10 protein-coding genes are annotated in these 11,127 nt (G+C 72.5%); all 10 read right to left on the reverse strand.

Annotation, left to right across the window (positions count from 1 at the left end; all coding sequences use genetic code 11):
- A partial coding sequence (locus tag VFZ20_RS27770; RefSeq protein WP_329687218.1) for a DnaJ domain-containing protein occupies window positions 1-907 on the reverse strand: 907 nt, incomplete at its 3' end.
- A gap of 485 nt (window positions 908-1,392) precedes the next feature.
- A complete protein-coding gene (gene hrcA / locus VFZ20_RS27775; RefSeq protein WP_329687219.1) occupies window positions 1,393-2,445 on the reverse strand; it encodes a heat-inducible transcriptional repressor HrcA in 1,053 nt (350 codons plus the stop codon).
- Window positions 2,446-2,650: 205 nt separating this feature from the next.
- The gene (gene hemW, locus VFZ20_RS27780) at window positions 2,651-3,817 is read right to left on the reverse strand and encodes a radical SAM family heme chaperone HemW (RefSeq protein WP_329687220.1); all 1,167 of its coding nucleotides are present in this window, start codon (window positions 3,815-3,817) and stop codon (window positions 2,651-2,653) included.
- 133 nt (window positions 3,818-3,950) lie between these two features.
- A complete protein-coding gene (locus VFZ20_RS27785) occupies window positions 3,951-4,097 on the reverse strand; it encodes a hypothetical protein (RefSeq protein ID WP_329687221.1) in 147 nt (48 codons plus the stop codon).
- 219 nt (window positions 4,098-4,316) lie between these two features.
- A complete protein-coding gene (locus tag VFZ20_RS27790; protein WP_329687222.1) occupies window positions 4,317-4,604 on the reverse strand; it encodes a hypothetical protein in 288 nt (95 codons plus the stop codon).
- A gap of 37 nt (window positions 4,605-4,641) precedes the next feature.
- Entirely contained in the window at window positions 4,642-5,790 is a 1,149-nt protein-coding gene (gene dprA / locus VFZ20_RS27795) for a DNA-processing protein DprA (protein WP_329687223.1), read from the reverse strand.
- 329 nt (window positions 5,791-6,119) lie between these two features.
- A complete protein-coding gene (gene obgE, locus VFZ20_RS27800) occupies window positions 6,120-7,148 on the reverse strand; it encodes a GTPase ObgE (RefSeq protein WP_329687224.1) in 1,029 nt (342 codons plus the stop codon).
- A gap of 125 nt (window positions 7,149-7,273) precedes the next feature.
- Window positions 7,274-7,915 (reverse strand): carboxymuconolactone decarboxylase family protein, encoded by a 642-nt coding sequence (locus VFZ20_RS27805; RefSeq protein ID WP_329687225.1) that lies wholly within the window; start codon window positions 7,913-7,915, stop codon window positions 7,274-7,276.
- Window positions 7,912-9,021 (reverse strand): asparaginase, encoded by a 1,110-nt coding sequence (locus tag VFZ20_RS27810; protein ID WP_329687226.1) that lies wholly within the window; start codon window positions 9,019-9,021, stop codon window positions 7,912-7,914. Before VFZ20_RS27810 ends, VFZ20_RS27805 begins: the two co-directional genes overlap by 4 nt.
- A 411-nt stretch (window positions 9,022-9,432) precedes the next feature.
- Window positions 9,433-11,082, reverse strand: coding sequence for a S41 family peptidase (locus VFZ20_RS27815; protein WP_329687227.1), 1,650 nt, complete (start codon window positions 11,080-11,082; stop codon window positions 9,433-9,435).
- Window positions 11,083-11,127: the final 45 nt, after the last annotated feature.

Here is an 11,127-nt window from a genome sequence, read left to right on the forward strand (position 1 = left end):
CCGTGGGCACCTGCACCTCGTTGCCCAGCACCGCCTGGCTGAACGAGACGGGAAGGTCGTAGTACAGGTCGCTCCCCTCGCGCATCCAGCGGGTGTCCTCTTCCACCTCGATCACGACGATCACGTCGCCGCGGGGGCCGCCGCGCGGGCCCGCGTTGCCGGCGCCGCGCAGGGTGAGGTAGTTGTCGCTGCTCACCCCCGGCGGGATGTCGACGTCCACCGCGCGCTCGCCCCGCTGGCGGCCGTCGCCGTTGCAGGTCTTGCACGGGTTCTTGATGACCTTGCCCTCGCCCTGGCAGGTGGGGCACACGGCCGCCTGCACGAACTGGCCAAAGACCGTGCGCTGCACCGTGCGCACCTGGCCGGCGCCCTGGCAGGTGGTGCAGGTGGCCGCCTCGCCCGCGTCGGCGCTGCCCGTGCCGCCGCAGGTGCCGCACGGGTCCAGGGCGCGGATGCTCACGCGCTTGCGCACGCCCGTCGCCACCTCCTGCAGGGTGATGGGCACGCGCACCTGCAGGTCCTTGCCCTTTTGCACGCCCCCGCGGCCGCGGCGCCCGCCGAACAGGTCCTCGAACCCGCCAAAGCCGCCAAAGTCGCGCATGAAGATGTTCAGCGCGTCCTCGAAGCCAAAGCCGCCGCCAAACCCGCCCGCGCCGCCGGCCCCGGCGCCGCGCTTGACGCCCGCGTGGCCAAACCGGTCGTACGCGGCACGCTTGTCGGCGTCGCGCAGCACCTCGTACGCCTCGGTGGCCTCCTTGAACTTGTCCTCCGCCTCCTTGTCGCCGCCGTTGCGGTCGGGGTGGTACTGGAGGGCCAGCTTGCGGTAGGCCTTCTTTATGGTCTCGCCGTCGGCCGTCTTCTCGACGCCGAGGATCTCGTAGTAGTCTCGCATCGCGGTGCTCATCATGGCACGTCCCGCATGTGTCTGGGGCGCTGATTCAAGGGCGTCGACTGCTTCGGCAACTGCAACTGCCTGATGTGGGCGTGTCCCTCCGCTGCGCTCCGGGCCGGGCTGCGCGCGCCGTAGGGCACGATACAACTGTGCCCAACGGCGCCGGGCCACCTCCACGTCGGGGCAACGATACTGCTGTTGCCCCGCCGCTCCGGCGTCCCGGCCCTCCGGGCGCGCATCCCTCACGCAACTCCCCCCGGACCGCCGGGTCCGGTGCGGATGCGCGTGGATCACGCACGGTCGAGCGCCCCCCATCCCCGACCCTTCCCCCATGAACAGAATGGGGGAAGGGAGAACTGCGGCTGGACATTCGGACGGTTCGCGCCGGCGGCAACCCTCCCCTGAAGTTGGGGGAAGGGCTAACCGCCGTTGCGAGGAACGAGCAAAAGGCTGGTCGGGGGAGAGGACCTCCCGTCGCGAAGCGACGGCCCTCGCCGTCCCTACACCAGCAGCTCGCTCACGAGCGCGGAGGTGCTCTCCACCATGGCGATCACGCGCTCGTACGGCATGCGCGTGGGGCCAATGACGCCGATGACGCCCTTGAGCCCGCCCACGTGGTACTCCGACGTCACGAGGGTAAAGCCGGAGAGCGCCGGGTCCTGGTGCTCCACGCCGATGGTCACCTTGAGCCCCTCGCCCAGCCCGCGCGCGGCCACCGCGTGCTTGAGCAGGTCGCGCCGCTCCGTGAGCGTGATGAGCGACCGAAGCCGCTCGCCGCTGGCGAACTCCGGCTGCTCCGCCAGCACGGCCGCGCTGCCCAGCAGCAGGTCGTCCTGCGTGCGCGTGACGGGCGCGAACATCTCGTCGGCGGACTGCAGGAACACGTTCAGCAGCCCGGCGCCGGGATCGTCCGCGGCCACCGTGTCACGCAGGCGGGCCGGCAGCGTCGCGCGGATCTCCCGCAGCGTATGGCCGGCCAGGCGGTCGTTCAGGATGGCCGCCACGGGCGGCAGCGCGCCGGCCGGGATGGCCGCGGGAACGTCCACGTACACCGTCCGCACGCCCGCGGCGCGCAGCGACATCACCAGCAGCACGCGCTGCTCGCTCACGTGGATCAGGTCCAGCCGCTCCAGCGTGGCGTCTTCCAGCTGCGGCGCGGCGGCAATCCCCAGCTCCTGCGTCAGCAGCCCCAGCACCTGCGCGGCCCGGCGAAGCAGCCGCTCGATGGCCGCTCCCTCACCCTCCTGCCGCAGCCCGTCTCGCAGGGCCGTGCGCTCCACCTCCGACAGCGCCTGGCGGTCCATGAGCGCGTCCACGTACAGGCGGTACGCCAGGTCCGTGGGCACGCGCCCGGCGGACGTGTGCGGGTGGTAGAGGTAGCCCTTGTCCTCCAGGTCGCTCATGGTGTTGCGCACCGTGGCCGGCGAGATGCCGAGCGGAAACCGGCGGGCCACGGTGCGGCTGCCGGTGGGCTCGGCGGTCTCCACGTAGGTGCGGATCACCGCCTCGAGGATCTGGTGCTCGCGCTCGGAAAGAGGTTCTCCCGTCATCATGTCGGGGCCGGGTGAAACTGGAGCAAAACCCGATGAATCTGCCCCCGCGGGGCCACGCGGTCAATCCCGTGCACCGCCGCCGCTTCCGCGAAAACAGACGCATCCGCCTCCCGCGCCGCCCTTCCCCGCACGGGATCGATGGTACGCAAGAGCCGGGACGCGACCGGTCCGCCGGAACGGCCGGGTTCCGCGCGCATGGGCGCCCTCATCCTGTCAAAGCTGCAGCGAGGGCGTCCGTCTCCGCCGCCGAGGCCATCTGCACGGCCAGGGTATCGAGGAGGAGCCACCCCTCCGCCGTCAGGCGCAGCCGGCCGGCCGCCTCGCGCGCCATCCCCCGCCCCGTCCACTGCGCGGCCAGGCGGCGGACGGCGTCGCCCGCGTCGTCCAGGGGCCAGCCCTGGTCCGTGCGAAGCAGCAGCCACGCGCGCTCCAGGCCGCCCGTGTCGGCGTCCACCGTCTCCTCGTCGTCCGTCGGGAGACGCCCGGCGGCCACGTGGTCGCGGTACGCGTCCCAGGAGCGGACGTTCCAGCGGCGCAGGGGCGGATAAAAGGCGTGGGCGCCGGGGCCCAGCGCCGCGTACGGCTCGCCCGTCCAGTAGACGAAGTTGTGCCGCGAGCGCAGCCCCGGCAGGCCGAAGTTGCTCACCTCGTAGTGCTCGAAGCCCGCGCCCGTGAGCGTGCGGTGGGCCAGCAGGTACTCGTCGGCGTAGCGATCCTCGTCCGCCAGCGTCTCGCGCCCCTCGCCCACCCAGCGCCCCAGGGGCGCGGCCGCCTCGGCCGTCAGGCCGTAGAGGGAGACGTGCTGCGGCTCCAGGAGCAGCGCCTGCACGAGGTCCGCGCCCCAGTCGCGCTCCAGGCGGGCGGGGACGCCGAAGATCAGGTCCACGCTCACGTTGCCGATGCCGGCGGACCGCGCCGCGTCGAACGCCCGCGCGGGGCCGTCCGGCCCGTGCAGCCGGCCCATCCACCGCAGCGTGGGCTCGTGAAAGGTCTGCGCGCCCAGGGAGATGCGGTTCACCCCCGCGGCGCGCCAGCCGCGGGCCACCTCGGGCGTGAAGCTCTCGGGGTTGGCCTCGCAGGTCCACTCCACGTCGTCGCCCCACTCGGCCCAGGGGCGCAGCCGGTCGCGGAGCGCGGCCATGGCGTCCGGCCCCAGCAGCGACGGCGTACCGCCGCCCAGGTAGACGGTGTCCAGCCGGAGCGGCGCCGTCCACCCGCGCTCGTCCGCCAGCATCCGCATCTCGCCCGCGACGGCGCCCAGCCAGTCGGCCGTGGGGGCCTCGCGCGTGGCCTGCACGGCAAAGTCGCAGTACGAGCACCGGCGGGTGCAGAACGGCACGTGCACGTACAGCGACCGCGGCCGGTCAGCCACGGCGGGATGAGGCAAGGGGCTGGATTGCATGGGGATAACGACACCGAAGCGCGCCGCGCGTTCCGCCGCGTCGCGCATCGGCCGGAAACGGAAAGCCCCCGCCGCGCGCGGGGGCCTTCGGACGACGCCACGCCTACCGGTCCGTACGCGGCTTGCCGCCGTGCCGGGGAGCGCGCTGGCGGAGAGAGTCATAGAAGATCCGGCCCACGAGCAGCGTGGACACCGCCATGCTGGCGCCGCAGAACGCGAACACCCACTCGTACCATTCCATCGTGATCACCTCCATCGGGGGCGGCACCGGTGCACCGCCGTTGTACTTACGATCACGCAAAGGCTCGTGAGCCACAGCGACCAGCGAAAGAACCCGGCCTGGACGCGCATCCAGGGCAGGCAAACCCGCGTCCAGTCGACGGAGCCCCAGGAGACGGTTCGCTGCTGCGAGAGCAGGCTCGCGACCGCTGTGCAATCCACCGCGGCGGCCCGTCCCGGGCTCATGAAGTTATGGTAAGTGTACGCCCCGTACAAGAGGCTCGACGACAGCACGCCCAGCAAAAGCACCATCTGCCAGTGGGTGCGTTCCACGCGAGCGGGGTGGCCAGTGGTCCTCCCCGTCCCACAGCTCCGCGAGCGCCGAGGAGGTGGAGGCCAGGGCGATGAACAGCATCTCGGACGACGGGTGCAGCAGCGGCACCCCGGGCGTCTGCAGCCGGTTCAGCGCCACCACGAGCGCGTACGGGATGGCCCCGAACCCGAGGTTGAAGAACAGCCACTTCGTCAGGTGTCCCATGGCGATCCGCGGCGGGGGGTGAGGGTCGGCCAGCGGATCAGCGCAGGCGGAACTGCTTGCCGGGCAGCGCCTCCACCAGCTCTCGCAGCTCCAGGCCCAGCAGCGCCGTCAACGCGGCGCTCGTGGGCATGCCCAGCGCGGCGGCAAGGTCGTCCACGTGGCGCGGCGTGTCGGAAAGCCCGGCGAACACGCGCGCCTCGTCCGGCGCCAGGTCCGGCGGCACGACCGGACGGGGCGGCGGCGCGACGACGTCGGCGGACGGCGCGGGGACGAAGCCCGCACGCGGCGTGAGGCCGACGCCGTGCAGCTCCTCCAGCACGTCGCGGGCGGAGGTCACCAGCCGCGCGCCGTCCTTGAGCAGCTGGTTGGTCCCCGCGCTCGCCGGCGAGCCGATGGGCCCGGGCACGGCGAACACCTCCTTGCCCAGTTCCAGCGCGTAGTCCACCGTGTGCTTTGCCCCGCTCCGCTCCCCCATCTCCACGACGAGCACGCCCGCGCTGAGCGCCGCGATCAGCCGGTTGCGGCGCGGAAAGTTGCCCGCCAGCGGCTCCTCCCCGGGCGGAAGCTCGGTGATCAGCAGCCCGCGCTCCCGCACGCGGGCGAACAGCAGCTCGTTCTCCGTGGGATACACGCGGTCGATGCCGTGCCCCAGCACGCCCACCGTCGCCCCGCCGGCGTCCAGCGCGGCGGCCTGCGCCACGGCGTCGATCCCCTTCGCCATCCCGCTGACGATGCTGTAGCCCGCGCGGGCCAGCTCGCGCGCCAGCCCGGCCGCCGTCCGTCGCCCGTAGTCCGTGGGCAGGCGCGTCCCCACGACGCCGATCCCCGGATCGCCCAGCAGGTGCACGTCGCCCAGCGCGTACAGGACGAGCGGGGGATCCGGCAGCGTGCGGAACGCCGCGGGATACACGTCGTCCTGCGCCGTGACGACGACGGCGCCCGCCTGCCGCAGCGCCCGGTACGCCGTCCGCGCGCGCTGCAGCCCCTCGTCCGTCCCCGCGCTGGCCACGCGCCGCGCGAGCTCCGGCCCAAACCCGGGAATCTCGCTCACCTCGCGCGCGGACGCGCGCAGCACCTGCTCCACGCCGCCAAAGCGCGCGAGCAGCGCCGACAGCCGCGCCGGCCCGATGCCCGGGACGATGGCGACGCGGAGGATGGCTTCCAGGGCCTGTGGATCGCGGGGCATGGGCGCGCGGCTGGGGTGGGCGCCGCGCGTACGGGCCGGCGCGGGTCCAAACGTGGACATCGCGCGCGGAAGCTAACGGCCGAAAAGACTCCGGGTAAGTGCCGTTACAAAACCGGTCCGGGGCCTGTCCACATCGGAGCGCACCCCTCGGGAACGCGGCGGATTCCGTCCAATCGGCGCAACGAAAACGCCGCCCGAAGGCGGCGTTCTCGACAGCGGATGCGGATCCCGGGAGCCGTTGCAGTCTATTCCCTATTCCCCATTCCCTATTCCCTATTCCCTATTCCCTATTCCCTATTCCCTATTCCCTATTCCCTATTCCCTGTTCCCTACGGACGCCAGGGCTCCGGCTCCTCGTCCACCACCGTCTCCTCGGCGATGGCGAGGGCGGCGTGCTGCCACAGGGCCTCCATCAGCGCGTCCAGCCCGCGCTGGGCCACGGACGAGATCAGGAACTGCCCCCACGCGCCGGGTGCCTCCACCCGCGGCGCCGGCCAGTCCGGCGGCAGCAGGTCGCCCTTGGTGAACACCACGCAGTGCGGCTTGGCGGCCAGTTCGGTGGAGTAGCGGCGCAGTTCGTCCATCAGCTTGTCGTACTCCGCCTGGGGCTCCAGCGCGTCCGCGGGGATCATGAGCGCCAGCGTGCGGGTGCGCTCGATGTGGCGCAGGAACTGGTGCCCCAGCCCCTTGCCCTCGTGCGCGCCTTCGATGATGCCCGGGATGTCGGCCATCACGAACGACCGGCTCCCCGTCAGCTGCACCACGCCCAGGTTGGGCGTGAGCGTCGTGAACGGGTAATCGGCCACGCGCGGCGTGGCGGCGCTCACGGCGGAGAGCAGCGTGCTCTTGCCCGCGTTGGGCTCGCCCACCAAGCCCACGTCCGCGATGAGCTTGAGCTCCAGCGCGATCCGCCGCTCCTCCCCGGGCTCGCCGGGGTCCGCGCGGCGGGGGGCCTGGTTGGTGGGCGTGGCGAAGCGCGCGTTGCCCCAGCCGCCCCTGCCGCCGCGGGCCACGACCAGCTCCTCGCCGTCCTTGAGCAGCTCGCCCACGACCTCCGCGGTCTCCACGTCGCGGATCAGCGTACCGACGGGCACGCGCAGCACCAGGTGGTCGCCGCTGCGGCCGGTGGAGTTGGTGCCGGAGCCCTTCTGGCCGGGTTCGGCCTTGTACTGCTGGCGGTAGCGAAAGTCCATGAGGGTCGTGAGCTGCGCGTCGGCGCGCAGCACCACGTCCGCGCCGCGCCCGCCGTCCCCGCCGTCGGGGCCGCCGCGGGGGCGAAACGACTCGCGCAGGAACGATGACGCGCCCGCGCCGCCGTCGCCCGCCTTTACGTTGATCTCAGCGTAATCGAGAAACACGTCTTGCCTTTTCCGTCCCGTCTACCTTGAAGCGCCCGGCACGTCCGGGCGAAATGACATCACGCAACAAACACACACAGCCCGCCGCGGCGGACCCGCATCAGCCGAAGTCGATCGGACCCGCCTCAGCCGCCGGCCTTCGCGCGGATCTCGCCCCAGAGGGCGCGGACCTCCGCCGCGCGATCCGGCGGCAGGTATCCGCACGCCACCTCCACCGCCTCGTCCACCTCGGCGACGGACGCACCGGTGTTCAGCGCGCCGCGCAGGTGCGAGTGCAGCTGGCGCGGCACGTTCCACACCGCCAGCAGCGCGGCGATGCACAGCTCGCGCGTGGCCAGGTCCAGCCCCGGCCGGCCGATGGTCCGCCCGTATCCGCCCGCCACCATCCACCCGTCCACGTCCGGGTGCAGCCGGCCCACGTTGATCCGCAGCTTGTCGTAGTTGGCGCCGTACACCGTGGCGCAGACGCGCTGCCCGCGCGCGGTCCACGTCGCCGGGTCCTCCCCGGCGGAGGGCGGCGCCTCCGTGCCGCTGACCTCGCGCCACAGCCCCAGCGCGTTCAGCGCGTCCGGAAAGCCGACGAACAGGTGCGACTGCAGGATCACCTCGTCCACCGCCGTCGTCTCCACCCCGTCCCGCGCCGCCTCCAGGGCCGCGCGGAGATGGGACGCGTCGCGCGTGGCCAGGGCCGCGGCCACGTGGAGCAGCACCGTCCGCGCCGCGGACGGCACCCGGTCCGCCGCGAGGGAATCCGTCCCCGCCGTCACGCCGGGGCGGACCCGGCGTCCGCGTCGGTCCCGTCCGCCGGATCGGCCGAATCCACCGGGGTGGACGCGGTGGGATCGGCGGAGGGCGCCACGCGGCCCGGCTCGGCGGGGTGCAGGTGGATGCTGGGGCGCACCTCGCCCGTGGCCTCGCCGCGCGTGTTGGTGATCTCGCGGAAGACGTAGCCGTGCAGCGCGCCGAAGTCGTCCTCGGAGATCAGGTCCAGCTCGCGCAGCACGCCGGCCACGGCCGGGGCCACGGCCCGCGTGCTGCCGTCCTCCACCTTGAGGGCAATGCCCAGCTCCGCGCCGGGCACGCCCACGCAGTACAGTCCCTCCGCGCCCAGCTTGGCGAACACGCGTCCCTCCGTCACCCGGGCGATGTCCGTGCAGATGCGCCCCTCGCCCGCCACCATCTCCGGGTGCGCCGTCATGGCCTCGACGACCGTCGCGGGCCCGCGCTCGCCCCGCCGGGCGGCGGCGGCCAGGGACGCGTACGCCAGCGCCATCTGGCTCAGGGGCATGGCGTAGCAGACCACGCCGCAGCCGTCCACGCCCAGGCCGATGGCTTCCGCGGGCAGCTGCGTCCAGCGGGCCACCTCCGTCAGCAGGCGGGCCTGCACGGGGTGCTCCAGCATCTGGTAGCCGTCCGGGTCCCAGCCGCGGGCGCGGGCCACGGCCATCATCCCCGCGTGCTTGCCGGAGCAGTTGTTGTGCAGCCGCACGGGCTCCAGCCCCTGCTCCTCCAGCGCCCGGCGCGCCTCACGGTCGAACGGCTCGTGGGCGCCGCAGGCCAGCGACTCCGCCGTCAGGCCGATCTTTTCCAGGATGCTCTCGGCCACGCGCACGTGCGCCGGCGTGCCGCTGTGCGAGCCGCAGACGAGCGCCAGCTCCTGCAGCGTAAGGCCGAACCGCTCGAAGGCCCCATCGTCCACCACGGGCAGGGCCTGGATGGGCTTGGCGGCCGAGCGCCAGAACGTCGTCAGGTCCGGATCGCCGGCAAACGCGCGCAGCGTGCCGTCCGCGTCCACCACCGCCACGTGCACGCGGTGCCGCGACTCCACCACGGCCCCGCGGGTCACTTCCACCACGCTCTCCAGTTCGGACATCTTCGCTCGATGGAGTGGATGATCCAGGGTCAGGACCGGTCGGTACGTCGCCGGATCGGTCCGGTTCAGCGATTCGTGTGCTTCTACTTCAACAGAAGGAAGAGCAGGCTTTGGGCGTGTCCCTCCGCTGCGCTCCGGGCCGGGCTGCGCGCGCCGTAGGCAACGATACGACCGTTGCCAACGGCGCCGAGCCCCCTCCGCAAGGCGGCACGATACGACTGTGCCGCCTTGCTCCGGCGTCTCGGCCCTGCGGGCGCGCATCCCTCACGCGACAGACGCCGCTTCGCGGTCGTTCCGATCCGCCTCGCGGATAGAAGCACGCGGAGTGCCGCAAACGCAGAAGGAGGGGCGCCGCAGCACCCCTCCTCTTCATTCTACCGCTTTCGCGGCGGGCCGGCGAGCGGCGTCCCCTTAGCGGCGCGTGCCGCTGGGGGCCGCGGCCGTCTGCCGCGGCTGACGGGACACCAGCTGGATGAGCGCCTGCTGATTGGGCGCCGCCTGCAGCAGGCGGATGGCCTCCTGCAGCACCCGGTCGTCCGTGTCGTTGCGGCGCACCGCCACCGACGCCCCGAACTTGCTGCGGGCGATCTCGTCCACCAGCTGCGCGTCGATGAACCGCTGGGCGCCCTGGTACACCTCCCACGTCAGGTCCACGCCGTTGGCCCGCAGCCGGTCGTAGAACTCGCGGCGCATCTGCGGCGTCACCTGGAAGTCCTGCCGCAGCTCGGGGTGCGCCCGCTCGTACGCCACCGAGTAGGTGAACAGCGCGTCCTGGAACTTGCCGGCGTTGCGCGAGGCCGCCTCGAAGAAGGCCTTCTCCGCCGTCGTGGCCGTGTCCTGCCGCACCGTCACGTCGGGCACGATGCCGCCGCCGCCAAAGACCGTGCGGCCGCTGTCCGTGCGGTAGGGCACGCGGCCCGTGGTGTCGTGCGCCACCGGGTTGCCGTCGGCGCCCACGGCCTCGGGCTGCTCCTCGGCGCCCGTCTCCTGCCCGGGACGGTGCTCCTTCTGGATGCTGCGGCCCACCGGCGTGTACCACTTGGCCGTCGTCATCTTGAGGAAGTTGCCGCCCGACAGCGGGAACAGCGACTGCACCGAGCCCTTGCCGTACGTCGTGGTCCCCAGGACGATGGCGCGGTCGTGGTCCTGCAGCGCGCCGGCCACGATCTCGGCGGCGCTGGCGCTGTAGGCGTCCACGAGCACGGCCACCTTGAGCCCCTCGTACGACTCCGGCGTCACGGCGCTGAAGGTCTCGCTCTCGCGCGGGTCGCGGGCGCGGGTCTCCACGATCTCCTGGCCGCGCGAGAGGAACAGGTCGCTCACGCCCACGCCCTGGTCCAGCAGGCCGCCGGGGTTGCTGCGCATGTCCAGCACCAGCGAGCGGGCGCCCTCGGCGCGCAGGCGGTCGATGGCGGTGCGCAGCTCGTCGGTGCTGCTGGAGCTGAACATCACCAGGTTGGCGTAGCCCACGCCCGGCGCCACCATGTAGGCGTACGGCACGGACTGCAGCTGGATGACCTGCCGGGTGATGGCGAACTGGATGGGCTGCGCCACGCCCACGCGCTGCACCTTGAGGTTGGCCACGGAGCCCGGCCGGCCCTTGAGCTCCTTGACGGCCTGGTCGTCCGTCCAGCCCTCGGCGCTCTGGCCGTTGATCTCCAGGAAGCGGTCGCCCACGCGCATGCCCGCGGCCTCGGCCGGGGTGCCGGGCAGGATGCTGACGGCCGTCACCCAGCCGTCGCGCGACGAGATCTGGATGCCCAGGCCGCCGTACTCGCCGCTGGTCTGCCGGTGCAGGTCGTCGTACTGCTCGGCCGTCATGAATGTGGTGTGGGGGTCGCCCAGCTCGGTGAGCAGCCCCTCGACGGCCTTCTGGTACAGGTCCGACTGGGAGTGCGGCTCCACGTACCGCGTCTCGACGTAGTTGATCACCTCGTCGAAGAGGCGGGCGCGCTGAAACACGCTCTGCTGGCCGCCCACGCCATTCTGCAGGAGCCATCCCCCGGAAACGAGGGCCACGCCGGCCACCATGACGGGCGCGACGACGGTACGTTTGATCATCGGACCTCCGGAAACTCCTCGGAATGACCCCAGTGGAAGGGATCC

The organism is Longimicrobium sp., assembly GCF_036280135.1.
Classification (GTDB): domain Bacteria; phylum Gemmatimonadota; class Gemmatimonadetes; order Longimicrobiales; family Longimicrobiaceae; genus Longimicrobium.